At 60.4% G+C, this 24784-nt stretch carries 23 protein-coding genes; 4 read left to right on the top strand and 19 right to left on the bottom strand.

Annotation, left to right across the window (positions count from 1 at the left end; genetic code table 11):
• Positions 1-72: 72 nt before the first annotated feature.
• A complete protein-coding gene (locus CUJ84_RS25680; protein ID WP_105009164.1) occupies positions 73-609 on the bottom strand; it encodes an OmpA family protein in 537 nt (178 codons plus the stop codon).
• Positions 610-623: 14 nt separating this feature from the next.
• A complete protein-coding gene (locus tag CUJ84_RS25675; protein ID WP_024321578.1) occupies positions 624-1298 on the bottom strand; it encodes a L,D-transpeptidase in 675 nt (224 codons plus the stop codon).
• A 531-nt stretch (positions 1299-1829) separates the two neighbouring features.
• On the opposite strand from CUJ84_RS25675, the gene CUJ84_RS25665 reads away from it, so the two are divergent.
• Positions 1830-2879, top strand: a complete 1050-nt coding sequence (locus tag CUJ84_RS25665; protein WP_105008522.1) for an AI-2E family transporter — start codon at positions 1830-1832, stop codon at positions 2877-2879.
• Between the two features lie 332 nt (positions 2880-3211).
• On the top strand, positions 3212-3637 hold the full coding sequence (locus CUJ84_RS25655) for a CBS domain-containing protein (RefSeq protein ID WP_017957358.1): 426 nt from the start codon (positions 3212-3214) through the stop codon (positions 3635-3637).
• A gap of 50 nt (positions 3638-3687) precedes the next feature.
• Here the strand turns inward: CUJ84_RS25655 and CUJ84_RS25650 are convergent, their stop codons facing one another.
• The 7 genes from CUJ84_RS25650 to CUJ84_RS25620 form a co-directional block, all read right to left on the bottom strand.
• Positions 3688-4695, bottom strand: a complete 1008-nt coding sequence (locus CUJ84_RS25650; protein ID WP_199788851.1) for an ABC transporter ATP-binding protein — start codon at positions 4693-4695, stop codon at positions 3688-3690.
• Positions 4692-5669 (bottom strand): ABC transporter ATP-binding protein, encoded by a 978-nt coding sequence (locus CUJ84_RS25645; protein ID WP_105008521.1) that lies wholly within the window; start codon positions 5667-5669, stop codon positions 4692-4694. Before CUJ84_RS25645 ends, CUJ84_RS25650 begins: the two co-directional genes overlap by 4 nt.
• A complete protein-coding gene (locus CUJ84_RS25640; RefSeq protein WP_105008520.1) occupies positions 5666-6580 on the bottom strand; it encodes an ABC transporter permease in 915 nt (304 codons plus the stop codon). The genes CUJ84_RS25645 and CUJ84_RS25640 overlap by 4 nt, the downstream gene beginning before the upstream one ends.
• A 4-nt stretch (positions 6581-6584) precedes the next feature.
• Positions 6585-7559 carry an ABC transporter permease gene (locus CUJ84_RS25635; protein WP_105008519.1) on the bottom strand — a complete coding sequence of 325 codons (975 nt, stop codon included), beginning with the start codon at positions 7557-7559 and terminating at the stop codon, positions 6585-6587.
• 130 nt (positions 7560-7689) lie between these two features.
• Positions 7690-9300 (bottom strand): gamma-glutamyltransferase, encoded by a 1611-nt coding sequence (gene ggt / locus CUJ84_RS25630; protein ID WP_105008518.1) that lies wholly within the window; start codon positions 9298-9300, stop codon positions 7690-7692.
• Positions 9297-10151 (bottom strand): hydrolase, encoded by an 855-nt coding sequence (locus CUJ84_RS25625; RefSeq protein ID WP_105008517.1) that lies wholly within the window; start codon positions 10149-10151, stop codon positions 9297-9299. The genes ggt and CUJ84_RS25625 overlap by 4 nt, the downstream gene beginning before the upstream one ends.
• A gap of 147 nt (positions 10152-10298) precedes the next feature.
• Entirely contained in the window at positions 10299-11873 is a 1575-nt protein-coding gene (locus tag CUJ84_RS25620; RefSeq protein WP_105008516.1) for an ABC transporter substrate-binding protein, read from the bottom strand.
• Between the two features lie 193 nt (positions 11874-12066).
• On the opposite strand from CUJ84_RS25620, the gene CUJ84_RS25615 reads away from it, so the two are divergent.
• Positions 12067-12831 (top strand): IclR family transcriptional regulator, encoded by a 765-nt coding sequence (locus CUJ84_RS25615; RefSeq protein ID WP_018480397.1) that lies wholly within the window; start codon positions 12067-12069, stop codon positions 12829-12831.
• A gap of 104 nt (positions 12832-12935) precedes the next feature.
• On the opposite strand, the gene CUJ84_RS25610 is transcribed toward CUJ84_RS25615, so the two are convergent.
• From CUJ84_RS25610 to CUJ84_RS25565, 10 genes are all read right to left on the bottom strand, one after another.
• Positions 12936-13871, bottom strand: a complete 936-nt coding sequence (locus CUJ84_RS25610; protein ID WP_105008515.1) for a dihydrodipicolinate synthase family protein — start codon at positions 13869-13871, stop codon at positions 12936-12938.
• 25 nt (positions 13872-13896) lie between these two features.
• Complete coding sequence (locus CUJ84_RS25605; protein ID WP_105008514.1) at positions 13897-14850, bottom strand: ABC transporter ATP-binding protein; 954 nt, start codon at positions 14848-14850, stop codon at positions 13897-13899.
• On the bottom strand, positions 14851-15867 hold the full coding sequence (locus CUJ84_RS25600) for an ABC transporter ATP-binding protein (RefSeq protein ID WP_105008513.1): 1017 nt from the start codon (positions 15865-15867) through the stop codon (positions 14851-14853). It abuts the gene before it with no gap.
• An 8-nt stretch (positions 15868-15875) separates the two neighbouring features.
• Complete coding sequence (locus CUJ84_RS25595; RefSeq protein ID WP_105008512.1) at positions 15876-16793, bottom strand: dihydrodipicolinate synthase family protein; 918 nt, start codon at positions 16791-16793, stop codon at positions 15876-15878.
• 18 nt (positions 16794-16811) lie between these two features.
• Positions 16812-17690 (bottom strand): ABC transporter permease, encoded by an 879-nt coding sequence (locus tag CUJ84_RS25590; protein ID WP_003550548.1) that lies wholly within the window; start codon positions 17688-17690, stop codon positions 16812-16814.
• 2 nt (positions 17691-17692) lie between these two features.
• On the bottom strand, positions 17693-18652 hold the full coding sequence (locus CUJ84_RS25585; protein ID WP_105008511.1) for an ABC transporter permease: 960 nt from the start codon (positions 18650-18652) through the stop codon (positions 17693-17695).
• 57 nt (positions 18653-18709) lie between these two features.
• Positions 18710-20308, bottom strand: a complete 1599-nt coding sequence (locus CUJ84_RS25580; RefSeq protein WP_105008510.1) for an ABC transporter substrate-binding protein — start codon at positions 20306-20308, stop codon at positions 18710-18712.
• Positions 20292-21035, bottom strand: coding sequence for a FadR/GntR family transcriptional regulator (locus CUJ84_RS25575; RefSeq protein WP_105009162.1), 744 nt, complete (start codon positions 21033-21035; stop codon positions 20292-20294). Before CUJ84_RS25575 ends, CUJ84_RS25580 begins: the two co-directional genes overlap by 17 nt.
• A 177-nt stretch (positions 21036-21212) precedes the next feature.
• Entirely contained in the window at positions 21213-22499 is a 1287-nt protein-coding gene (locus CUJ84_RS25570) for a GGDEF domain-containing protein (protein WP_105008509.1), read from the bottom strand.
• A 458-nt stretch (positions 22500-22957) separates the two neighbouring features.
• Positions 22958-23611 carry a hydrolase gene (locus CUJ84_RS25565; protein ID WP_105009161.1) on the bottom strand — a complete coding sequence of 218 codons (654 nt, stop codon included), beginning with the start codon at positions 23609-23611 and terminating at the stop codon, positions 22958-22960.
• A gap of 153 nt (positions 23612-23764) precedes the next feature.
• Here CUJ84_RS25565 and CUJ84_RS25560 point away from each other — a divergent pair, with 153 nt between their 5' ends.
• Complete coding sequence (locus CUJ84_RS25560; RefSeq protein ID WP_105008508.1) at positions 23765-24658, top strand: LysR family transcriptional regulator; 894 nt, start codon at positions 23765-23767, stop codon at positions 24656-24658.
• Positions 24659-24784 lie beyond the last annotated feature (126 nt).

Raw genomic sequence — 24784 nt, 5'->3', positions numbered from 1 at the left:
TCGTATTCGAGCTGAGCCCGGCCGATAGCGCTTGGCGCGTCCGCGCCAAGCGTTGAGTGGTTCGATCTGCGATCAGACCGCGTCGGGCTGAGCGCGCAGATTGGAGACGACGCGCCTGTTCTGGACCTTGCAAGAGCGCTCCGTGCAATCGCGGACTTCGCGGTCGTTGCCGTAGCCCTTGGCCCACATGCGCCTGGCCTCCACGCCCTTCGAGGCGAGATAGGCCATCGCGGCATCGGCGCGCTTCTGCGACAGCGTCTCCATCTTGGATGCGGAGCCGGAATCGTCGGCAAATCCCTGCAGCTTGAGCAGCCAGGACGGGTTCTTGTTGAGCCAGGCGGCTTGGTTATCCAATGTTGCCATGGCGACAGAATCGAGTGTTGCGGAATCCTGCTTGAAGTAGATCCGCCGGCCGACATTGAGGATGAAATCCTCTTCGCTGCCCATCGCAACATTCTCGAAACCAGGCGCCGGATCGTTGGTCTGGCCGGTCATCGGCGCCGCAGCAGGTTCTTCCACGGAGGCGATATCGGTGGTGCTGCAGGCGGCGAGCGCCAGGAGCATGGCTGCGCCGGCAAGGCGCCTCACATATCCGGTCGGAGCAGACATCAGGGTGATATTCCTCATTCGACCGGAGTTGTTTGGCTGACCTGCGCGGCATTCTCAGCCTGATCGGCAATATGCGGCAGAACCTGCACCGCGGTGCCGATCGGGCAACGCTGGTAAAGATCGATGGCGTCTTCATTGAACATGCGGATACAGCCGCTCGACGCATCCTTGCCGATGCTCCACGGCTCCAGCGTGCCGTGGAAGCGATAGCCGGTGTCGACGCCGTCGCGATGCAGATACATGGCGCGGGGACCGAGTGGATTTTTCGGTGAGCCTCCCGCCACGAATTCGGGCAGTTCGGGATGGCGCTTGCGCATCTCAGGCGGCGGCGTCCAGCGCGGCCAAAGCGATTTGCTGTCGATCGTCGCGCGGCCAAACCATTTGAAGCCCTCGCGGCCGACGCCGACGCCGTAGCGGATGGCCGTCTTGTTCTCCATGATCACGTAGAGGAAATGGTGCCTCGTATCGACGACGACGGTGCCGATCGGCTCGCTGCTGAAATATTTGACGACCTGGCGGTGCCACTTCTTGTCGATCTTGGCGAAGTTGGTTCTTCGGAACGTCACGCCATTGTCGACGATGGTGCCGTCGAAAAAGGAAGACGCGGCGGCGAATGCCGGTTTCCGGACTGCACCGGCGCCAAGTAACGCCAATCCACCAAGCACAATATTTCTGCGTGTCCACGGCATCGGCAATATCCCCCTTAAAGCCAAGCAGCGAAGCGTCAGTAAATCAGATTTTTCATTTGCCACAATAGAAAAATCATCTCCACCCTAAAGGCAGAGATCGGGTCGCGGGCCTCCTGTGTCTGGTATTGCCCCATCGTTGCTCTGGAATGCCGCGGCGCTTCGAATTAAAGGGCCGGGGATTCATCTCCTCTGAAGTCCGGCATGTACTCTTTGCGAGATGGCGCTTCCGCAACCGCCTACGAGCCGATGCTCCTCACACGCGGGAGTTCCGTTTCTTGTGCGGATGCCTCCACAAGATCACCAAGCATCCGTCGCGCCACGGCAGGGACCACATGATGGGGCAAATGCCCGACACCTTTCAGCAATCTGACGATCGCCCCGGATGCTTCCTGCAAAGCCAATCGATATGCCAGTTCGGTGAAATCACGCGAGACGGCGCCTGCGTTATCGCGCCGTTAGGGTGGAGGGGAGGCCCCGCGCTGCCGCCGCATCTGTGCTACCATCATCGCGGTCTCGAAGCGGAACGATCGAATGCTCCTTCAGCGTGTCAGTTTCTATGTGCTTCTGGTCCTCGTGACCATTGCGTTCGTCGCCGTCGTGCTACCGTTCTATTCGGCGATATTCTGGGCAGTCGTCCTCGCTATCATCTTCTTCCCGCTTCACGCCCGTATGGAGGCTCGGCTGGGTGGGCGGGGAAACCTTGCTGCAGCGCTCTCTGTGTTGATCTGTCTCTGCGTCGTGATCATTCCCGGGCTGATCGTCCTCAGTTCACTCGTCCAGCAGGGCAACCATCTCTATCAACGTATGGACAGCGGCGAGATCGACGTCCGGAGCTTTATTCATAATCTGCAGGAAGCATTGCCCTTGTTCCTCCGCGACTGGCTCCGGAGCATCGAGCTGAATGGCGTCGATACGTTTCAGGACCGCGTTTCCTCGGCATTGATGCAGGGCGGCGGTTTTTTTGCCGGACGCGCCTTGAGCCTCGGTCAGAACACCCTGCGGTTCTTCGTCACCTTCGGCGTGATGCTCTATCTCCTATTCTTCATGTTCCGGGATGGGCGCGCCGTTGCCCGCGCCATCAGACGAGCGCTGCCTCTCAGCGATGCCCATACCCTTCGCTTCACCTCCAAATTCACTTCGGTCGTTCACGCGACCGTGCGAGGCAATATTATCATCGCCATCATCCAGGGTTCGATCGGCGGGATCGCCTTTTGGGCCCTCGGCGTCGAGCCAGCCCTTCTTTGGGGCGTACTGATGAGCTTCCTGTCGCTGCTGCCTGCGGTCGGCGCTGCATTGATCTGGGTGCCCACGGCCATTTACCTGGCCCTGGCCGGCTTTTGGGTGAAGGCGATTGTGCTGGTTGCGGTCGGCGCCCTCGTCATCGGTCTTGTCGATAATCTTCTGCGGCCGCGCCTGGTCGGCAGGGAGACCAAGCTTCCCGACTATGTTGTCCTCATTTCCACCATTGGCGGCATTTCTCTACTAGGCATCAATGGTTTCGTGATCGGGCCGCTGATAGCCGCTCTCTTCATCGCCGCTTGGGGGATATTCGTGGAGGAGGAGGGCACGTCGGATTCCTGACGATGCGGCCGGAGCAATTAACGATGGCTTCCGGAACTTTCGTCTCCCTGGCTGGTTTGATAGATTCGAACCATCATCATGTTCAATCGACGCCAACCGTAAGGTCGGTTTTCGGGGCCTATGTTACTATAGTGATCCGAGCAAGGTGCGGAAAGTGCGCCACGGACTGCCGGCAGAAGTCCAGGCCCTCAGGTCGGATCCTGATAAGCCCCGTTGAAGATGGGTCGAGGAGTGACCAGGAGGAGCGGGCATAAATGGAGCCGCCTCCTTTCGGAACGACTCTCACCGCAACGTTTGACGTTCCGCTAACCGCACAAGCAGGAGGAAAGACCATGAAAGTGTCAGAGATCATGTCGCGCGATGTAGAAATCGCCAACCCTAATCAGACGATAGCCGAAATCGCGAGATGCATGGCCGACAGGCAGATCGGCTTCCTGCCGGTCGGCGACAACGACCGGCTCGTCGGAACGATCACCGACCGCGATCTCGTCGTGCGCGGGCTTGCCGACGGACTCGGGGGCGATGCAAAGGTGCGCGAAGTCATGTCGCGCGATGTCAAATATTGTTTCGAAGACGAAGATGTCGACGACGTGACCCGCAATATGGGGCAGGTCCAGGTCCGCCGCCTTCCCGTCGTCAATCGTGACAAACGCCTAACCGGCGTCATCTCGCTCGGCGATGCGTCCCTGGCGGACACCGCTGCAGCGGGAGCCGGGTTGAAAAAAGTGTCCCGTCCGGGCGGCGCTCATGCACATTAGAACAGGGATGATTTTAGGCCTGAAGCAATCAGCGATCCTATCGTTTGAGATCATTCATCGTTGAGGTGGCAAGCCGACAAGTGCCCCGGTGCAATTTCCTTTTTCACCGGCGCTTCCATATAACAGCGGTCCATCGCAAACGGGCATCTCGGATGGAAGTGACAGCCTTTGGGCGGGTTTATCGGGCTGGGGAGTTCGCCATCGACGGGTTTGAACTGTCGCTTGCCGGGTTCGATGCGCGGCACCTCGGCCAAGAGCGCTTTCGTGTAAGGATGATTGGGCCGCCTGAAAACCTCCTCGACGGGTGCTTCTTCGACGATGCGGCCGAGATACATGATCGCAACGCGGTCGGAAATATGTTCCACGACGCCGAGATCATGGCTGACGAACAAATAGGTCAGGTCGAGCTTGTCACGAAGTTCCATGAACAGGTTGATGACCTGGGCCTGGATGGAAACGTCGAGTGCGGCGACGCTTTCGTCACAGACGAGGAATTTCGGCTGCACGGCGAGCGCGCGGGCAATATTGACACGCTGCCGCTGGCCACCGGAAAACTGGTGCGGGTATCGCTTTTTCATGGCCGGGTCGAAACCGGCCAGCATCAAATATCTGTCGACATAGGCATCGCGTTCCGTCGAGCGGGCAAGCCCATGCGTTCGAGGCGCCTCCCAAATAAGCTGCTCGACGGTCATCCTCGGATTGAGAGCCGCCATCGCATTCTGGAAAATCATCTGGCTGGCGAGACCAAACTGATGCTGCTCGCCTTTCGACATGGCGCTTCGGTCCATCCCCTTCCAGAGAATGTGGCCCTGGCTTGGCGAGGTGATCCCTGCAATGGCGCGGCCGAGCGTCGACTTCCCGCAGCCGCTTTCACCGACAAGGCCGACAACCTCTCCGGGCCGGATGCTGAGGCTGACATTATCAAGCGCGTGAACGACAGGCGCCGGTTTGGCCAGCTTGAGCTTGAGCGCGATCTTGGCGGCGAGGTCGGGTTTGGCTCCGAAGCGCTGCGACACGTTCCTCGCTTCGATCAGGGGCATGGCGGTCGTGGTCATCATGCTATCTCTTTCGTTACGGGATGAATGCAGCGGAAGGAGCGATCGCCTTCCGGCATGAGCGCCGGCATGACCAGACAGCCATCGGTTGCCCGATCACAGCGCGTACGAAAACTGCATCCCTGTGGGAGGCGGTTGATCGCCGGCGTCATGCCGCGGATCTGGTGAAGGGGCTCTCCGCGTCTGTTTTGCGAAGGAACGGAAGCGATCAGACCGGCCGTGTAGGGATGGTGAGGATCGGTCAGAACCTTGCCCACCGGTCCGGTCTCGACGAGGCGGCCGGCATACATGACGGCGATCTCGTCGGCCAATCTTGAGACGATCGCCAGATCGTGGGTGATCCAGATCACCGCCGTATTTCCCTCTTCGGTGAGCTTCTGGAATTCGGAAATAATCTGGCTCTGGATCGTCACATCAAGCGCCGTTGTCGGTTCATCGGCGATGATGAGGTCCGGTTTGTGAAGAAGCGCGATGGCAATCGCCACGCGCTGGCGCATTCCGCCGGAAAACTGATGCGGATAGGCGGCAAGCCTTTCTTCAGGGCTTGGTATTCCGACCAGCGCCAAAGCATCCCGCGCCCGCTGCCGGGCGGCATCCTTCGAGACTCGCTCGTGCGCCTGGACGGCTTCCACCATCTGCGTTCCGACCGTCAGGACCGGATTGAGCGTCATCATCGGATCCTGGAATACCATGGCGATCCGCTTGCCGCGCAGCTGCCGCATCTCTTCGTCCGAATATCTCGCGATGTCGGCGCCGTCGAAGATGACCCTGCCGCCGACAACCCGGCCGGGCTTGTCGAGGAGCCGCATGATCGAGAAGCCGGTCACCGACTTTCCGGATCCGGATTCTCCCACAAGACCAAGGACCTTGCCGCGCTCCACCGTGAACGACACATCGTTGACGGCGCAAAGGCTGGGGCGTCCCCTGCCGCCGCCGAATTCGGTGACGAGATTGCTCACTTGCAGCAATGGGGTCATGACATGTTCCTCGGGTTGAGGACATCGCGCAGCCGGTCGCCGACGAGATTGATCGCCGCGATCGTGACCAGAAGCGCAATGCCGGGGAAGAAGCTGATCCAGTAAAGGCCTGTCAGAAGATACTGGTAGCCCGTCGAGATCAGCATGCCGAGCGAGGGTTCGGTCACGGATGCACCGAGACCGAGGAAGGACAAGGTTGCTTCGAGGCCGATTGCCCGGGCGATCTGCATCGTGGCGATGACGATGACCGGCGCAAGACAATTCGGTAGCAGGTGCCTGAAGAGGATGCGCCATCCGGGCAGGCGCAGCATCCGGGCCGCCTCGATATATTCCTTCTCGCGCTCGACCAGAGCGGTGCCGCGCACCGTGCGGGCATAGGTCGCCCATTCGGCGATGATCAGTGCGATCACGACGTTGGGTACGCCCTTGCCGAGCACGGCGAGCATCATGAGCGCCATCAATATGGTGGGAAACGAGAGCTGCAGATCGACGAGCCGCATCATCGCGGTTTCCGTGCGCCCTCCCACGTAAGCCGCAAACAATCCGGCTGAGGTTCCGATGATGGCAGCAGCGAAAGCCGACAGAACGCCCACCAGCAAAGAGGTGCGCAGGCCATAGAGGATGCCGGACAGGATATCGCGGCCCTGGCTGTCGGTACCGAGGTGATAGACGAGCCCGGTCATGGATTCGGACCCCGGCGGCAGCCGTCCATCCATGATGTCGAGCTGCATCAAGTCATAGGGATTTTGCGGAGAGATCCATGGCGCAAACAGCGCGAGGCAACAGATGATCACCAGCGTGAGGAAGGCGATCGCGGCTGCCGGAGAGCTGAAGAAATCCGCGATCCCTTTCGACAGACGACTGGGTTCGGGCGCTGGAGCGCTGGTGTCTTGCGTTTGTGGTTCGGCCATGGGGTCAAGCCTTTCCTTCCAGCCGGACCCGCGGATCCAGAAGGGTATAACAAATATCGATGATGAAATTGAGGACGACGAAGAGCAGCACCATCATCATCAGGTAGGCGACGATGACCGGGCGATCGAGAAGGTTGATCGAGTCGATGATGAGCTTGCCCATGCCCGGCCACGCAAAGATGCTTTCGGTGACGACCGAAAAGGCGATCAGTGAGCCGAACTCGAGCCCGATGATGGTCACCACCGGGATCATCAGGTTCTTGAGAACGTGCACGGAAATGATCCGCCGCTCTCGCAATCCCTTGGCGCGGGCAAACTTCACATAGTCCTGGGGAAGGACCTCCTGTACACCGGCGCGGGTCAGCCGAAGAATGAGTGACGTCTTGAACAGAGCCAGGTTGAAGGCCGGCAATAGAAGATGCCTGATGCCGTCCCCGGTCAGAAACGACCATTGTGCGCCAAGCAGTTCCCGCGTTGGGCCGCGGCCATTTGTCGGCAACCAGCCGAGCTCGACGGAAAACACCATGATCAGCATGAGACCGACCCAGAAGGTCGGAAGCGAGAAGCCCAGAATTGAGCCGCTCATGATGAGCTTGGAGGAGATCCGATTGGGGTAGAGCCCTGCATACAGCCCAAGCGGCAAGCCGAACAGCAGCGCAATGACAAGAGCCGTGATCGCCAGTTCGAGCGTCGCCGGGAGACGTTCGAGGATCAGACCCAGCGCCGGCCGCCCATAAACGAAGCTGTTGCCGAAGTCCCCGTGCAGAAGTCCCTGGAGAAACAGCAGATACTGTTTCCACAGCGGCTGATCCAGACCGTAATGTGCGATGACGAGTGCCCGCTCCGCCTGATTGGCGTCCGGGTTGATGAGGATGTCGACCGGGTTGCCGATCACATTGACGCCGATGAAGACAATGATCGTCATCGCGACAACGACGAACAGCGCCTGTATCAACCGCCTGATAATGGATGTGACCATTGAACCTCTCCCTACAGCGCCGTGCGTCTTTTCGAGAGCCGCAAAGGACACTGTAACATTTTGAATCGACGTCTTTGTTTTTACGCATGTCGTTGTCGCAAAACCGCTGCGCACTTTTGCGCGACATGCTTTAGGCGACGGAGATCGCCATGCCGTCGCGCTGCGGATCGGCCGCGCCTTTCGAGATGCCGCCTTCAATCTTGATCGCGTGGACTGCGGCGAACGCATATGTCTGCGGCGACCGCGCCACCTGGTAGCCCTGCGCCCGCAGATCGTCTTCGACAGAGTGTCGAATGCGATTGCAGATGTCGATCGTGTTTGACACCCCTACGATCCTCGGCGCCGAGACGGCTTCGAGCACGGACATGTCGAAATCGATCATGTTCATCAGGCATTGCGCAACGGCCGGCGCGATATAGCTGCCGCCTGGCGCTCCGATGACGATGCTGGGCTCGTCACCCTTGAAGACGATCGTCGGAGCCGCCGAGCTGGGACGCCGCTTGCCGGGCGCGATGGAGCCGGGCTTGCCCGGAAGCGGATTAAAGCGGCTCATCGTGCCATTATACATGAAGCCGAGGCCGTCCGTGATCGCGCCCGAGGGACTGCCGAGGGTGTGGGTCATCGCGACGGCATTGCCGTCCTTGTCGATCACCGAGATGTGGGTTGTGTCGCGCTGCGACCCATCAAGCCGCGATACGTTGGCGATCTCGCCCGCCTTGATCGCGCGGGCATGCGCCTTTGCATGCTCTTTCGACAGCAGCTTTTCATAGGGCACGTCGACATAGGCGGGATCGCCCATATGCGCGTCCTTGTCGATCGTCATCCGCTTCATGGCTTCGAACAGGATGCGAACATGTTCGGCGCTGCCATGCTGCAGCGAGCCGACATCGAACTGCTCCATGATATGCAGGAGTTCCAGCATCGGGAAGCCCGAGCCTGGCGGAGGTGAGGTGGCGATGCGGTTGTCGCGGTAGTCGCCCCAAACCGGCTCTACCTTCGACAATTCGTAACGCGCCAGATCCTGCCGATCGATCAGGCCGCCATGTGTCTTGAAATCGTCGGCGATCTGTTCGGCCAGTTCGCCGTGATAGAAGATGTCCGAGCCGCCACTTCGCGCGATGCGTTCGAGGGTCTCTGCCATGTCCTTGTTGACGAGCAGATCGCCGACATTCTTGAGCGTGCCGTCGTCGTGGAAATAGGTTCTCCGGCCCGTTTCAGAAAATCGCAGCTTGTCGAGCGTGTTGGCAAAACCGTCATTCGACTGGTCCTTGGCCCAATACCAGTGCATGTGGTTTCGGATCATGAAACCGTTGCGGGCAGGGCGGATAGCCGGCTTGATGAGATCGGCCCAATCGAAGGTGCCGTAGTCGCGCAGCGCGGTCTCATAGCCCTTGAGCGAGCCGGGGGTGCAGACGGCAAGATAGCCGATATCGGAAATATTGCCTTCAAGCACGTAGCCGAAGCCGTCGCGGCTCTGGTGCTTGATCTTGTCGAGCCACATGTCAGGCGCAGCCTTCAACGGCGCGCGCGCATAAAATTCGAGGATCTCGTGCACGCCCTTTTTCGGCATGTAGACATGCATCGAGCCGAAGCCGCCGATGCCGGCCATCTGCGGGTCGACCACCCCTTGGACGAAAGCGCAGGCGAGTGCTGCGTCGATGGCATTGCCGCCGCGTTCGAGAACTTCCGCGCCGGCTTCGACTGCCTCCGGCTGAGGCGCTACGATCGTTGCATTTCTCATTTCGCGCGACGGCCCTCCAGCACCTTTGCCAGGAAGGCCTTGACGTAGCCCAGAACTTTCATCCGGTCGTGAGAGACGCCCGGAACACGATCGAACGTCACATCGACACCCGCATTGCGGAATGAGCTCGCCAGGGCGGCAAGACGCTCCGGCCGCGTTTTGCCGGCGTCGTTTGCGCCATCCATATAATATTTGCCACCCGGCTTGTGGGTGATTTCCCAGGTCTCCAGATCGGCATCGCCGACGATCATGTGCACCGGCACCTTGGCGAGGTCTTCGGGCCGGAAGGCCTTGCCGAAGCGCGCCTCCAGATCCCGAATGCCAACCCACCAGTCGCGCGTCGGATCCAGAAGGGTGACGGAACCAGGTGCGCCGATCGATGCCGCCCAGAGCTTTTCCGAATGCAGGATGGTGAAACGGTGCACGAAATGCCCGCCGCCGGAGAAGCCGAACATGGCGAATTTGGACCAGTCCTGGCGGTATTTGTCGGCCATCTCCGCGACCATGGCAAGGACGACCTGATCGTAACGGATGTCGCCTTCCTCAAGAAACTTGTAGCCTGAACGCGCACCATCGCCGAGAACGCCAACCGGGAAAATCGGGCAAAGGACGGCGCAGTCGTTGTAGAGCCCGAATTCGGCAAAACCGTCGCGGAAGTCGATGGCCGATGTGCGCCCGGTGCCGTGGACCGCGACCAGGAGGTCGAGCTTGCGGCCATCTGCCGCCGTCGGCGGCACATAAAGCACCATATGAAGGCGGGGATCGGCCTGAGAGGCGAAGATGGCCGTCTGGCCATAGTCATAAATGGCCTTCGCCCGGGCGACGGCTTCGCCCGTTCCAAGTTCCTGCATGAATGTCTCCTGGGAGATGAAGAAAGGGACGGCCTTGGTGCGGCCCCATGCTGCTGTTTTAAACCGCGCCGCATCGATTGGATCGATGCGACGCACTTCAAATCTTTATTTGTCCCAAAACCGCTGCACGCTTTTGGACGACATGCATTAGTCCGCCGGCTTCACGTCATAAGCGAGCGTATATTTGTCGCCGCGCGGGGTGTAGGACACGGTCTTCTTTGCACCCAGCACGACGTTTTCGTAATGCATCGGGAGGAGCCAGAGGTTGTTGAAGGTCTCGGTCGACAGCTCCTCGAGAAGGGGCGCGCGTGCATCTTCATCGAGTGTCGAACTCGCCTTGGCCAGCACCTCGTCGATCTTCGGATCGGACACGCCGCCGCCGTTATATCTGCCGGTCCCTTTTTTCTCGTCGCGCGTGGCGACCAGCGCGACAGTCGGATTGGTGGTTTCGCCGGTGTTCACACCCCAGGAGCCGAAATAGGTGCTGTAGGTGCCCTTTGAATAGGCTTCCGAATACATCGACCAGGGTAGGACCTCGACTTTCGATTTGATGCCGATGCGCGTGAACATCTGGCCGACCGCCTGCAGAACTTCGGCATCCTTGACGTAACGGCCAGAGGGACCGTGCAGGGTCAGGCTGAAGCCATCAGGATAACCGGCCTCGGCCAGAAGCGCCTTGGCGGCGGCGGGATCATAACCCACCTTCTCGACTTTTTCGGAATAGCCCGCATAGCCTTGGGTGACGAATTGGTCGGCCACCGTGCCGTTCTTCTGCATGACGCGGTCGACGATTGCCGGCCGGTTGATCGACATCAGCATTGCCCGACGCACCCGTTCATCCTTGAGCGGGTTCTTGTCGAGATCGGAGCCATCCGCAGCCTTCACGAAAGGTGAAACATCGCGGCTGACATCGAGGCCAAGATAAACGAAGCGGGAAGACAGGCCGTTGATGACTTGCAGATTATCGCTCGCTTCCACGCGTGTCATTCCATCGGCAGGAAGGGTTTCGACAATGTCGATCTCGTTGGAAAGAAGCGATGCCAGACGGGCGCCGTCATCGGGCAGGAAGCGGAGCGTGACGTTCGACCAGTGCGAGGGGCCAGCGAAATAGCTGTCATTGCGCTTCAAGGTCAGGTTGCTGCCTGGCGAATAGGAGACGAAGGAATAGGCCCCGGTTCCGATTGCACACTTGCCGTTGTCGAAATCCTGGACCGGCGCCTCCTTGCAATCGGCGCTGATAATGCGAATTCGGCTGACGGAATTCAGCAGGATCGGATCCGGAACCTTGGTCTCGACGACGATGGTATAGGGATCCGTGGCGGTGACATTGACAATATTGCGGGTGTAGGAAGCAAAGCTCTGGCTGGGCTTGTCGCGGGCACGCAGAAGCGAAGCGATGACGTCATCGGCGTTGAACTCGCTGCCGTCATGGAATTTCACGCCCTTCCGCAGCTTGAATTCCCAGTGGGTCGGATCGACGACTTTCCACTCGGTGGCGAGTTCCGGCGCATTTGCCGACGTTCCAGTGAGGTTTATGAGGCTGTCCCAGATATGGCGCGAGGTCGCATTGTTTGGCGCCGAACTGTCTTCATGGGGATCCAGCGTCGTCGGCGTCGTCGACATCCCGATCGTCAGCGGGGTTTCCTGTGCGGCGACCATTGCAGGAATAGCGATCGTTCCGAGCAGCCCGATCGCTGCCCGCGTCAATATTTTTGCGGCCATTTCTTCCATCCCGGTTTAGCGTTTTTGGGCCGACCTTGCTTGGTCGGTACGAGCGGGTTCCCGTCCACTCTTGACACAAATTGGTAAGGGGGCCTCAAGGGGGCTGTCAAACGGAAAACAAGCGCGTTACGATAGGCGTAACTTGAAACTATGCCAATCCTTCAGCCTTTGTCGCGGAGAAAATTCTGGTCCCATGGACAAAAGACAACCATCAAAAAGCGATATTGTGCAATCTGTTGATGTCTGCATCGACGTATTGCTGAATGTCGCCAAAAATCCGGATATCAGACTGACCGAGGTGGCGCAGAACCTCGGGGAAACCAAGCCGAGAATTTTGCGCATGTTACGCACACTGGAACGGCGTGGCCTGGTGCGGAAGAGCGATACAGGCACTTATCGGCTGGGGACGACTGCGATCATTCTCGGGACTGCTGCCTCGACACAGGTTGATCTGGTGCGAATAGCCAATCCTATTCTTGAAGAAGTCGGCCAGAAGGCGAACGAAACGACCCAGCTCAGGATCATCGACAATGGGGAATCCCTGTGCATTGCAAAGTTCGAACCGATGCGCGACTTGCGGGTGCAGGCGATGATCGGTCGAAGACGGCCGCTCACGGCCGGCTCGTACAAGGTGCTTCTCGCCTATCTCCAGCCCCAGGTGCAGTTGCAAATGATCCCCGAGACTTTGCCGCGGCTGACCAAGCGCACGATCACGGATCGTGGCAAGCTGGTTGCTGAATTGGATAAAATCCGCCGCCAGGGATTTTGTGTGAGTTATGGTGAAGTCAGCGAGCAACTCGTCTCCGTCTCAGTGCCGGTTCTGGCATTCGACGGATCCGTGATCGCCGCGGTGAATGTCGGCGCCCCCGCTTTCCGCACGCAAAAAAGCGATGTCGACCGCTTCATCGTTCTGCTGAAGGAGGCCTCCAGCAAGATATCGGCTCGGCTGGGATGGTAGAGCTTTTCGTTCTGCGCCATATCGGGCTTTGTCTCTTCGGCTCGACGCCCATCGAGGCGAGCCAACGCAGGTTGTTTCGTGCCAAGCCCGCTCTTTGAGCAAACTCAGGGGAAAAGATCGGGGAGTTCGGCGCGTGCAATGGGTCTCAACCTGACCGCTTCTGCCGTGTCTATCGAGCGATAGGGAAACCGCAACCGGGTGCCCACGGGTCCCCAATTGCCGATCGCACTTAAGAGTTTGTCGAGAGCGGCGTTCGAATAGCCAAATTCTTGGCGAAACGGGACGATATGCGCGTCCATAAACGCGCAGATGCGTCGCTCCAGATCGAGTGCGGCGTCGATCTCGTTTCGCATCGAGACCGTCCAGGTCTGAGCACCGCGGGGACTAAGGCAGGCGACATTGGAAAAGGAGCCTGCTGCCACACCTTCCTTAGTGCCGGTTGCGAGATGATGGCCGGGGACGAAGAGCGACAGCCCGGACAAATGCCGGCGTGCCTCGACATACCAGGAGGTGTCGCCATCGGCGAGCTTGACGCCGATCACCTCAGTCACTGCCGCGCAGACTATGCCGAGCACCCTTGGCGCCAGCACGCGTTTTGCATGCGGCGGGTTGTAGAGGATGAGCGGAATTCCGTCGGCAGCCTCGGCCGCTCGTTTCAGGAAGTCGACCGCCTCGGCATCGTTGAGCGGCCACCAGTCCGGCAATATGACCTGAATGGCGCGGGGATCGAGCGCGGCGGCGCGGCGGACGCGATTGAGCATGATCAGCGGGTCGGGCTGGCAGGCGCCGATGACGAATGGGGTTGAAGACGCCTTGCAGCGCTCGGCCAGCATTGCCTGGATGCAGTCGAACTCCACCTCCGTCTGATTGTGGAATTCTCCGGCAGTGCCGTTCGAATAGATACCGTCGACGCCGGCATCGACGAGGATGTCGATCTCTTCGCCGAGCTTGTCGAATTCAATGCTGTCATCGGCTGCGATCGGCAAAAGCAGGCTCACCCAATTTCCGCCGATGGCGGGATGCGGCGTCTTCGCATTCATCTGTTATTCTCCGATGGATGCCGGATCAGTTGAGGTCGTCGCGAATGCAGGCCTTGAAGTGGCCGGGAGCGACTTCCCGCAATTGCGGGATCGTACCGGCGCAGGCCTCGAGCGCGCTCGGACAGCGCGTGCGAAAAACACATCCGCTCGGCGGATTGGCCGGACCTGGAATATCGCCTTTCAGGATCTGCCTGTTACGGCGAGCGTCAGGATCGGGCGACGGAATCGCCGAGAGCAGCGCGCGCGTATAGGGATGCTGTGGTCTCGCATAGAGATCGGCACTCGGCGCGATTTCCATGATGCGGCCGAGATAAAGCACGATCACCCGGTCGCAGATATATTCGACGACGGCAAGGTCATGCGAGATGAACAGCATGGTCAGGCCAAGCTGCTGCTGCAGGTCGCGCAGCAGGTTGATCACTTGCGCCTGGATCGACACGTCGAGCGCCGAGACCGGCTCGTCGGCGACGATGAATTCGGGCAACAAGGTCAACGCCCGGGCAATCCCGATGCGCTGGCGCTGGCCACCCGAAAATTCATGGGCATATCGATTGATCGCATCGGCGGGCAGGTCGACCTGGGTCAAGGCCGACCGCGCCCGTTCGAGCCTGTCACGGGCGGTGCCGATCCCCTGGATCTTCAGGCCTTCTGTCAGGATCTCGCCGATCGTCATACGCGGCGACAGGCTGGCGAAGGGGTCCTGGAAAATATACTGCATGCGCGGCCGTTGCCGTCTGAGCGCCGAGGCGGAAAGCGCTGTGAGTTCTGTCCCGTCGAAACGGACGCTGCCTGACGACGGCTCGACGAGGCGAAGGACGGTACGCCCGATCGTGGTCTTTCCGCTGCCGGATTCGCCGACAAGGCCGACGACTTCACCCTTGCCGATATCGAAGGAGATGCCCTGGAGAATGTTCAGCCGCGTGCCACGGGAAGTATAGTGTTTCGAAAGGCCGCGGACGGAAAGCAGCGGTGCGCTCATCTAGATCTCCTGCCATCTGATGCAGCGGCTGCGGTGCTGCGGATTGACCTGTTCGAGCGCGGGAACCGCGACGCGACAGGCTTCGATCGCGAATTTGCAGCGCGGGGAAAAGGCGCAACCGCTCGGCATGTTCATCAGGCTCGGGACCATGCCGGGAATGGCCGCAAGCTTTTCGCCGGCCTGTTTCATCCGCGCCGCATCGCCAAGGCGCGGCATCGAGGCAAGAAGGCCCATCGTGTAGGGATGCTTGGGATTGCGGAAGACCTCGCCGACCGGCCCTTCTTCGACGATCCGGCCGGCATACATCACCGCAACGCGATGGGCGATTTCGGCGACGACACCGAGATTGTGGGTGACGAAGAGCATGGCCATGCCGCGCTCGCGCTGCAATTTGAGAAGAAGGTCGAGAATCTGCGCCTGGATCGTCACGTCGAGTGCCGTTGTCGGCTCGTCGGCGATCAGCAGCGCCGGATCGCAGGCGAGCGCCATGGCGATCGTCGCGCGCTGCCGCATGCCGCCCGACAGTTCGTGCGGATATTGTCCGGCACGGCGTCGAGCGTCCGGTATGCCGACGCTTTCAAGCAATGCGACGGCTGCGTTCATCGCCACCTTGCGGTCCGCGCCGCGATGGATGCGGATCGGCTCGCCAATCTGGTCGCCGATACTGAAGACAGGATTGAGGCTCGACATCGGCTCCTGGAATATCATGCCGATGTCGTCGCCCCTGATCCTGCGCATGCTCTCTTCGTCGAGTGAGACGAGATCGCGGACCACGCCGTCGCTCGTCGCAAGGCGGATGCTGCCTGCGGCGATCACGCCGATGTTGCGGGTGAGCAGCCGCATGACGGACAGGCTGGTGACCGACTTGCCGGAGCCGGATTCGCCGACGAGCGCGAGTGTCTCGCCGGCGGCAACGGCCAGGTCGACATCGTTGACCGCCGTGATCTCGCCGCCGCGGATGCGGAAGATCGTTCGCAATCCCTTGATGTCGAGTACGGGTTCGGCGGTCTGTTCCATCAGCCGGCTCAGTTCAGCAGGCCGGTTGCACGCAGGATCTCGTCGATCCGCGCCGTTTCGGCATCGTTGAGAGAGGCACGCGGCCGCGGCATGACGGCGGAATCGATGATGCCGAGGCTGCGCATGGCGGTCTTGAAGGCGCCGATACCCGCCGCGCCGCCACTGACGCGGCCCTGCGCGACCCAGACGATTTCGAACAGGCGGCAGAGACGTTCCTGCTCCTTCCTCGCTGCGACCCAGTCGCCGCGCTGCGCAGCATCCCAAAGGCGGACATAGCCGTGCGGATCGACATTGGCGATACCGGGGACAACGCCGTGGGCGCCCATCAGCAGGGCGGTGTCGACGACGATCTCGGAGCCGGTCATCAGGAAGACGTCCTTGTGTTCGGCAAGGTCGAGGAGCGCATAGCGGAAGTTGCCGTCGTCGCCGCTGGAATCCTTGAGGCCGATAATGGCGCCCTCCCTGGCAAGCGTGACCACGGTCTGGCGCTGCAGTTTGACGTGCACGCAGACCGGAATGTCGTAGGCGACCAGCGGAACATCCACCGCGTCGCGGATATAACGGAAGTGATCGAGGATCTCGGACTGACTGGTGACCGTATAGAATGGGGCCGTCACCACGACCGCGTCGGCGCCGGCGGCCTTTGCGACCTTCGCATGGGCGATGACGCGATCCGTGGTCGGATCGATGACGCCGACGATCAGCGGCACGCGGCCATTCACCACCTTGGCCGAATGTTCGATGATTTCCCGCCGGGTCTTCTCGTCATGGAAGATCACCTCGCTCGTCGAGCCGAGTACGAATACGCCATGGCAGCCGGCACCGATCAGATGCTCGAGCACACGTGTATAGGATGGGTAGTCGACGGTGAAATCCGGATTGAGCGGTGTTACGACGGGAGGGACGACCCCCTTGAATTTGGTCATTTTCGCTTCTTTCGATTGTCAGTTCAGTTCGGCACGCGGGTCGAAGGCATCTCTGAGGCCATCGCCAATGAAATTGATTGCCAGGACGGCAAGGATGAGCGCGGCGCCGGGGAAGAGCCATTGCCACGGATATTGCTCGAGCACGGCGGTCGAGCGGGCCGCGTTCAGCATGTTGCCCCAGCTAGCCGCCGGCGGGGCGATGCCGAGACCGAGAAAGGACAGCCCCGCCTCGAGCAGAATGGCATTGGCGATCTGCAGCGTTGCATAGACCACGAGGATATCGATCGAGTTCGGCAGGCCGTGGCGAAAGAGCAGATGTCCGATGCCGGCGCCCATGCCGCGGGCGGCCATGACGAAGTCGCGTTCACGCAATTCCAGCAGCCGCGAGCGGATCATGCGCGCAAGCAGCGGCCAGGAAAGCAGCGAGATGACGAGGACCGTCGGCCAGATGCCGGTGCCGGCAATGGAGGCGAGCACAAGCAGAAAGATGACGGGCGGCAGGGTCATCACCAGATCGACGAAGCGCATCGAGACCGCGTCCGTCCAACGTCCGGCAAGCGCCGAGATTGCCCCGAAAAGAAAACCGATAACCGCGGAAAGCGCGGTCGACGCGACGGCGACCAGGAGCGAAATTCTGCCGCCTTCGAGCACGCGCGCGAAGACGTCGCGTCCGACGCCGTCGGCTCCAAACCAGTGCGTTGCCGTCGGGCCGCTATTCATCGCCAGAAGATCGATGTCGTTCGGCCGGAAAGCCCACCATAGCGGATAGGAGAGGATCAGCAGCAGCATCGGAATGGCAATGCAGACGCCGGCAACGGCTGCGCGATTGAGCAGAAACCGGCTGAAGGCGCGGGCAAGTGGACCGGGGCTCCGGCGTTCGGAAGAGCGTGCCAGCATGGTCAGCCCACCTTGATGCGCGGGTCGACGACCGCATAGGTGATATCGGTCAGAAGATTGACGACGATAACGCAGGTACCAATGACGAGCGTCGCCCCCATGATGACGGGGTAGTCGCGGGTCTGCACGGCATCGACGAGCAAAAGCCCCATGCCCGGCCAGTTGAAGACGCTCTCGATGAAAATGGCGCCGCCAATTGCAAGCCCGATGGTGGAACCGATCAGCGTCACAATCGGAAGAAGCGCGTTGCGCAAGGCATGCTTGGTGATGACCCAGAACTCGCGAACGCCCTTGGCGCGGGCTGTGCGCACGTAATCCTGGTTCAGGACCTCGAGCAGCGAAGCGCGCATGTAGCGCATGATCAATGCAGCTTGCGCGACAGACAGAAGTGCCGCCGGCAGGATCAGATGGTGGAGGAGATCGCCCACCGAGAATTCCTCGCCCGGCGTCAGCATGCCGCCTGATGGCATCCAGTGCAGGCGGACGGAGAAAATATAAAGGCCGATCAACGCGCTGAGGAATGCCGGGCTCGAAATGCCGGCAAGCGCAACCACCGACAAGGAGAGATCGGCCAGCGAATTGCGGCGGACGGCGCCGATCACCCCGCAGGCGATGCCTGCGACGATGGCGAAGGCAAGTGCGGTGCCCATCAAGAGCACTGTCGGGCCAATCCGTGACAGAACCAGACCGAGAACCGGTTGATCGAGACGTTTGATCGAATAGCCGAGATTGCCGGTCAGCGCCTGCTGCAACCAGCCCAGATACTGCACCGGCAAGGGCTGATCGAGCCCGAGGTTTCGGCGCAGATCGGCTAGATCAGACGGCGACATCGGCAGGTTCGGATCGATATAGGCATCGATCGGATCGCCGGGTGTCAGGCGCAACAGCAGGAAGATCAGCATGCTCAGGGCGACGAGCATGCCTATTCCTATGACCAGGCGTCTGAGACTGTATTGGAGCATGGTTCATCCGTCTTGTCAGGGTGGCCGAAGCCACCCACAAGGCTTTGCGGAAAACGCCTATTCGGCGATCGACCATTTCTGCGGGTTGGCCTGGTAGGGGCCGCCGCCCGGCGCCGGCGTCCAGACGAAATCCTTCACCTTGGTCGAGACGATGCCGTAGCGGTTTGCCACCCAGAGCGTCGCCCAGGGCAGGTTCGTGTTCATCACCTTGCAGACGTCCTGGTAGGCAGCATCCCGCTTGATGCTATCAGGCTCGGCCAGCGCGCTATCGAGTGCCTTGGTGAGGTCAGGCATGCGAACCCTGGCGACGTTCGGTCCGGCCGGCGGAATCTGCTTCTCGTTGAGGCCGACATTGATGCTTCCGGCATCCGGCCCGTTCTGCAGCCCGGCATAAACCAACTGGAACTGAGCAATATCCGGCGTCGCATTGAGCACGATGCTATTATAGGTCGGCGCATCGACGGCGCGCGGGACGATGTTGATGCCGACCTGGGCCAGCATCGCCTGGACTGCGGCAAGCACGTTGGTGGCAAGCGGCGTGGTGTAATAGGTCAGAAGCGTGATCGGCTTGCCGCCGTTGATCTGGTCCCAGCCGGCTTCCGTCAACAGCTGCTTGGCCTTCTCAGGATCGTAGGCATAGCTGTCGATGCCCTGGGGTATCAGCTGTTCGGCGACATAGGCGCAGTTGGCGGGCCTGGCCGCACCGCCATAGAGGCTTTGGATGATGGCATCGCGATTGATCGCGTACATCACCGCCTGACGGACGCGCACATCCTTCCAGAGCGGGGATTCGTGGTTGAAGCCGAGATAGTTGACGACGAAAGAGTTGCCTTCGATGACCTTGAAGTCCTTGTTGTCCTTGAAGGTCGGCACGTCGTTGGAATCGACATAGGTAAACTGGATTTCGCCGGATCTCAGCGCCGCGATCGCCGCGGCCGGGTTGGCGAAATACCGATTGATGACGCGTTCCAGTGCCGGCTTGCCACCGCGATAATCGATGTTTGCGGCAAGTTCGACATATTGATCCGAGACGTATTTGGTGAATTTGAACGGGCCGGTGCCGATCGGGGCGGTGGACCACCACGTGTTCTTCGCCAGCTGATCGGCCGGAATCGAGGAGAGAGCATGCTCGGGCAGCATCATCACCTTGGTCATCGTATCGAGAAAACTGCTGCTCGGTGCGCTGAGCTTCATGACGACCGTGTGATCGTCCGGCGTCTCGACGGACGATATGCCCTTCAGTCGGGCAGCGAGCACCGAGCCGGTTTTCGCATCCATGGCAAGGGTCATGGTGAACTTCGCGTCATTGGCGGTGAATGGTTTGCCGTCATGCCATTTGGCATCCGCCAGCTTGAACGTGTAGGTCATCTGGTCCGGGCTGACCTCGTAGGAGCTTGCCAGCGCGCCGACGACCTTCTGCAGCTTCTCGTCATAGGCGATCAGCGGTTCGTAGTAGATGCTGAGCCAGGTGAAGCCTGCGGTCGCGGCAAGCGGGTTGAAGTTGCCCTGGAAGCCCCCCGGGCCGACGTCGAAGCCGCCCGACAGCGTGGCTGCCCGAGCCTCAGCTGCAACGCCCGGAACGACAAGAGCCGGAACGGCAGCCGTCGACAGCAGGGCGCCAAGCGCAATAACGGATAGTCTAGACAGTCTTTTCATGTGTTCCTCCCACGTTTGAACTTGTCTTGTTGTTGGCAATCACCCGGGCAATGCCCTCGTAGTGACGATCCAGGCGTCTGCGCGCCTCCTCCAGATCTTTTGCCTCGATCGCATCGACGATCGCGGCATGGTCGCGCCACGTCGCCATCGGATCGGCATTTTCCAGATTGACGAAATCCGATGCCTTGTAGAAGGCGAGCCAGAAGACATCGATCAGCCGCACGAGCGTTTCATTGTCCTGGCAGCGAAACAGCAGTCGGTGGAACAGCTGGTCGTCTTCCGCAAAGGTTTCACCGCGCTCGGCATGGGCGCGCATTCGATTGACGGTGGCGCGCAGTTCGGCGATGTCCTCTTCCCCGATCACGTCGATGGTCTTGCTGATCAATCCCACCTCCAGCGTGCGCCGGATTTCGAGGACTTCCTCGATCTGCCGCAGGGCGCCGCCGAGGCCGTAAGCGAGGTTGTCGAGAAGCGGCTCAAAGGAAAAGGCCTTCACGAAGATGCCGACACCGCGCCGCGTCTCCAGGACGCCGAGCGATTCCAGCGCCTTGATGCCTTCCCTCAGCGAATTGCGGCTGACACCGAGCTGGGTGGCAAGCTCTCCTTCCGCCGGAAGAAGGGTTCCAGGCGCAAGGCCATTATCATCGATATAGGCGCGCAGACTTTCCTGCACGGAGACATGCAGCAGCGGCGCGCGCGCCAGCGGCTTCATCGATTTCAATGTCATGCCGGCCACTTTCTCGCATTGCCAATGGGAGGAACTTTACATATCCACTTGTAGGATATCTGTCAAATGGTCAGGTTTGGACGATTGACACCGAACCCCGCTCGCAGCTGTTTGAAGCTGTCGTTCCTGGGCGCCAGAACGACAACAGGCAAACAGCGCAGTTTTCCTGGAGTGACTTCAGCCGGAGGCTTGACCGACCTCTGAAGCATGGACCACCACGCGGTTGCGGCCGGTCTTTTTGGCAAGGTAGAGCGCCGTATCCGCTTGTCGCTGCATGTGCTCTGCTGACATGAGTCCGCTGTTTTGCATCAATATCGCTATTCCGATGCTGACAGTGACCCAGGGACCGACGCGGGAGGTAGGATTTGGAAGAGACGCAGCTTCTACTCGGCTTCGAATTCTCTCAGCAACCACCCGGGCCTCGTGTTCATCAGGGCCTGGGAGAAAGACGAGAAATTCTTCGCCTCCGTACCGGGCGACCTGGTCTCGCTCGTCTCTCATGCTGCTCTGAATGATGCCGGCAACTTTCACCAGACAGCGGTCGCCTTCGGCATGCCCGAGATTATCGTTGAGGCGCTTGAAGTCGTCGACATCGCACATCAGCATCGCCGCGCTGTTCGTTCGTTTAAGGTCCTCGTTCCAGAAATGATGGAGCGTTTCCATCATCGAACGCCGGTTGGCGACACCAGTCAGCGGATCGGTTCGCGCCAGCAATTCCAGCTGAGAATTGGCGTCAGTAAGCTCCGCGAGGCGACTTCGATCTCGTAACTCAAGCAAGAAGGTCTTCTGAGCGAAGATGGTGGCGGTGCGTCGGGCAACGACGGTTGCAGCCACCCCGCTTGCGAAAAACAGCGTCCCGGCCAGAGCACTCCCCGCTTCAATGTCTGGATTGCGCAGCTGAAACACAAGGTAGATACCGAGGGCAGCAGCACCGATCGCCATCGCCCAACCGAGTGGAACGGGAAATATGATAATGGCAGTGACGGCCACAAAAAGCATGATGGTCAAATGCCGCTCGTAAAACTCGCCACCGGTGTTAACGCCCACCAAGGCTACCGACAGGAGGATGAGAAAAACAGCCGAGAGGATGAAAACTCCCTGCACCCACAAAGCGTGCGGCCGCAGGAAGGCTATCGCTGCGACAAGAGCTGCGGGGGGAAGAATAGACGCTGGCCAAAGCATCGACATCACGGTTCCGGTCGGAAGCAAGATCGCGTTGAGGCCCAACGTCAGAACATCGAGCACGATAACCCAAACCATCCACGCGCGGATGATCTTGGCAGTCCGCGGCCAGGAGCGTTCGCGAAAAAGCTGAGCCAGTTCCCCATTGAAGCGGATATCACGCGTGCGTCCACCGAGCAGGCGCTCGACCTGCTCGACAATGGCCGGGCTCAACCTCTGGAGAGGTTTCCGCGAAGACGCCCTTACCGATTTGATAGGAGCTGTGGTTCGCTCGGTATCCATGTGTCGGATCTAGGGAGCAGACGACCGGAGGCAAGACGAGCCGCGAATTCCGCCCCAAAAGACGATATGCTTGCCCTAATGATTTTGTACCAGGGGACGACAGTATGTCGTTAACGTGTCATATCGGGCCAAAGTCTCACTGGTGCCAGGCCGAATTCACGTTCGATTCCTTTCAAGACCCCAATCATCCTCGATGAGGTGGGCCATCCAATGATGGAAGCTCGCCCGAAGCGAGATTGAGGAGGATGCCCGCTGAAATCCGACGCTAAAGCAATATTCCAGGTCGGCCTGAGGGGCGTTGGCTTCCGACCCGCATATTGACGAAGCAGCGCGGCAGGTGGTCGTTGATCATGCTGGCCACTGGCCTCCGCGCATGCCCGGCTTCGTATCGAGAGGGGATGACGAGGATCGACAAAACGGTGAGTTTTACCTCAAGGGTCCCGTCATCCCCGCCCAGATCAGCCCGCGGTGCTTGGCACCGGCGTGTTGAGTAACTGCTGCTCCCACAGATAGGCGATGCCGCTGCCAGCGGCGTGTTGCTTGAGCACCTCCGTCAGCTGGCCGACATGCTCGGTGCGCGCCCAGTCGCGCTGCCACTCGGATGCCAGCGCCAGCCAGGTCATCATGTTCGCGCCGGCCGCGATCATACGCTGGATGGCCACCTCGTGGGCCTCGACCGACGTGCCGCCCGAGGCGTCGGTGATCACCGTGACATCCCAACCTTCGCCCAGCGCCTGGATTGCCGGCATCGCGACGCAGATCTCGGTCCACAGGCCGGCGATGATCAGCTGCTTGCGGCCGGTCGCCTTGACCGCATCCACAACCTTCTGGTCCTCCCAGGTGTTGATGAACGTCCGGTCGATCACCTCCTGCCCGGGAAAGACATCGGTGATGTGGGGGAAGATCAGGCCGCCCCGATCGGCAACGACGCTGGTCAGGATAGTGGGGACGCCGAAGGCCTTCGCGACCTTCGCCAGGGCGGTCGAATTGTTGACCACCGCCTGCGGATCGTGGCTGTTCAGGTTCGCGAGCTGGTAGGGCTGGTGGTCGATCAAAACGAGTACCGAATCTTCGGGACGAAGAAGCGAAGCAAGGCCATTACGAAAGGTCATGAATACTTCCTTTGCTGCCGTTGTGCGCGGCATTGGTTTTTCCGGAGACATGCGTCAGGAGTGACGTTGCCTGGGAGCAGTATTGCCGTTCCCACCTGTGATGCGGTAGTACCCTTTCGGGCCACGCTGTGTCGCGAAACGGGGAACGCTAAAATGGAGATCGAAGAGCTGCGGACATTCGTCGAGGTCGCCGATGCCGGAGGCGTTTCGCCCGCCGCGCGCAGGCTCGGCGTCTCCAAGTCGATCGTCAGCCGGCGGCTGGCCCGGCTCGAAGCCGACCTCGGCGTCCAGCTTCTGGCACGAACCACCCGCGGCGCGGCCCTGACCGAGGCTGGGATCACGTTTCGCGATCATGCGGCGAGAGTGTGTGCCGAGATCGATATCGCCAGGGAAACGATCCTGCCCGCCGGCGACCTTCGGGGCCGCCTGAGAGTGGCCGTTCCGCTGTCCTTCGGCCCGACCCACTTCGCGCCCGTGCTCGCTGACATGGCCCAACGCCACCCGCAGCTCCAGATCCAAACCGTCTATAGCGATCGCTTCGTCGATCTCATCGCTGAGGGCTTCGATTGCGCGATCCGCGTCGGCTATCTGCAGGATTCCAACCTGATCGCAAGGCGCGTTGGGCCGATCTATGGGAAGCTGGTCGCAAGCCCCGACTATATCAGGGCGCAGGGGTCTCCCGAAAAGCCGGAGGATCTCGCCACCCACGAGGCCCTCATGCAGGGAACGGAGGCCTGGCAATTCATGGATGGCGAGGAGATTGTCACGGTCTACCCGCGTGGGCGCTTCAAGGCCGACAACGCCATGGCTCTCCTTGCCGCGGCTTTGAAAGGGCTAGGCATCGCCTGGATCCCCGATGGCGTCATCGATGATCATGTCGCCTCCGGCGCGCTGGTTCCGGTCATGACACGCCATCCGCCCCCTCCGGCAGGCGTTTATGTCATTCGCCCGCCGGGTCAGCATCCCGCGCGGAAGGTGCGTGTACTGACCGACATGCTGATCGATTGTTTCCAACAGGCGCATGACCCCGCGGAGGAAGGTCGCTGAGGCCCGAGTGGCGGGAAGCCCCGACCGGTCTCGCTCGATTTCAGGTCACGCGAAGGCGATATCTGCATCTTCGAGAAACTAAGGTTTCGTAAATAGGCGGGTTGTTGGTTCACATCCGTTCAAGGC

The organism is Rhizobium leguminosarum (assembly GCF_002953715.1).
In the GTDB taxonomy this organism is placed as follows: Bacteria; Pseudomonadota; Alphaproteobacteria; order Rhizobiales; family Rhizobiaceae; genus Rhizobium; species Rhizobium leguminosarum_V.
The sequence above is the reverse complement of the archived record's forward strand: the minus strand, read 5'-3'. Positions and strand labels throughout refer to the sequence as shown.

What these genes read in the sequence shown, in the direction of transcription:
- CUJ84_RS25680 (WP_105009164.1), bottom strand. Translation starts at nt 609, where the DNA reads ATGTCTGCTCCGACCGGATATGTGAGGCGCCTTGCCGGCGCAGCCATG.
- CUJ84_RS25560 (WP_105008508.1), top strand. Translation starts at nt 23,765, where the DNA reads ATGGAGATCGAAGAGCTGCGGACATTCGTCGAGGTCGCCGATGCCGGA.
- CUJ84_RS25605 (WP_105008514.1), bottom strand. Translation starts at nt 14,850, where the DNA reads ATGAGCGCACCGCTGCTTTCCGTCCGCGGCCTTTCGAAACACTATACT.
- CUJ84_RS25640 (WP_105008520.1), bottom strand. Translation starts at nt 6,580, where the DNA reads ATGGCCGAACCACAAACGCAAGACACCAGCGCTCCAGCGCCCGAACCC.
- CUJ84_RS25565 (WP_105009161.1), bottom strand. Translation starts at nt 23,611, where the DNA reads ATGACCTTTCGTAATGGCCTTGCTTCGCTTCTTCGTCCCGAAGATTCG.
- CUJ84_RS25570 (WP_105008509.1), bottom strand. Translation starts at nt 22,499, where the DNA reads ATGGATACCGAGCGAACCACAGCTCCTATCAAATCGGTAAGGGCGTCT.
- CUJ84_RS25620 (WP_105008516.1), bottom strand. Translation starts at nt 11,873, where the DNA reads ATGGCCGCAAAAATATTGACGCGGGCAGCGATCGGGCTGCTCGGAACG.
- CUJ84_RS25635 (WP_105008519.1), bottom strand. Translation starts at nt 7,559, where the DNA reads ATGGTCACATCCATTATCAGGCGGTTGATACAGGCGCTGTTCGTCGTT.
- CUJ84_RS25575 (WP_105009162.1), bottom strand. Translation starts at nt 21,035, where the DNA reads ATGACATTGAAATCGATGAAGCCGCTGGCGCGCGCGCCGCTGCTGCAT.
- ggt (WP_105008518.1), bottom strand. Translation starts at nt 9,300, where the DNA reads ATGAGAAATGCAACGATCGTAGCGCCTCAGCCGGAGGCAGTCGAAGCC.
- CUJ84_RS25650 (WP_199788851.1), bottom strand. Translation starts at nt 4,695, where the DNA reads ATGATGACCACGACCGCCATGCCCCTGATCGAAGCGAGGAACGTGTCG.
- CUJ84_RS25610 (WP_105008515.1), bottom strand. Translation starts at nt 13,871, where the DNA reads ATGAATGCGAAGACGCCGCATCCCGCCATCGGCGGAAATTGGGTGAGC.
- CUJ84_RS25655 (WP_017957358.1), top strand. Translation starts at nt 3,212, where the DNA reads ATGAAAGTGTCAGAGATCATGTCGCGCGATGTAGAAATCGCCAACCCT.
- CUJ84_RS25645 (WP_105008521.1), bottom strand. Translation starts at nt 5,669, where the DNA reads ATGACCCCATTGCTGCAAGTGAGCAATCTCGTCACCGAATTCGGCGGC.
- CUJ84_RS25580 (WP_105008510.1), bottom strand. Translation starts at nt 20,308, where the DNA reads ATGAAAAGACTGTCTAGACTATCCGTTATTGCGCTTGGCGCCCTGCTG.
- CUJ84_RS25595 (WP_105008512.1), bottom strand. Translation starts at nt 16,793, where the DNA reads ATGACCAAATTCAAGGGGGTCGTCCCTCCCGTCGTAACACCGCTCAAT.
- CUJ84_RS25615 (WP_018480397.1), top strand. Translation starts at nt 12,067, where the DNA reads ATGGACAAAAGACAACCATCAAAAAGCGATATTGTGCAATCTGTTGAT.
- CUJ84_RS25585 (WP_105008511.1), bottom strand. Translation starts at nt 18,652, where the DNA reads ATGCTCCAATACAGTCTCAGACGCCTGGTCATAGGAATAGGCATGCTC.
- CUJ84_RS25590 (WP_003550548.1), bottom strand. Translation starts at nt 17,690, where the DNA reads ATGCTGGCACGCTCTTCCGAACGCCGGAGCCCCGGTCCACTTGCCCGC.
- CUJ84_RS25625 (WP_105008517.1), bottom strand. Translation starts at nt 10,151, where the DNA reads ATGCAGGAACTTGGAACGGGCGAAGCCGTCGCCCGGGCGAAGGCCATT.
- CUJ84_RS25675 (WP_024321578.1), bottom strand. Translation starts at nt 1,298, where the DNA reads ATGCCGTGGACACGCAGAAATATTGTGCTTGGTGGATTGGCGTTACTT.
- CUJ84_RS25665 (WP_105008522.1), top strand. Translation starts at nt 1,830, where the DNA reads ATGCTCCTTCAGCGTGTCAGTTTCTATGTGCTTCTGGTCCTCGTGACC.
- CUJ84_RS25600 (WP_105008513.1), bottom strand. Translation starts at nt 15,867, where the DNA reads ATGGAACAGACCGCCGAACCCGTACTCGACATCAAGGGATTGCGAACG.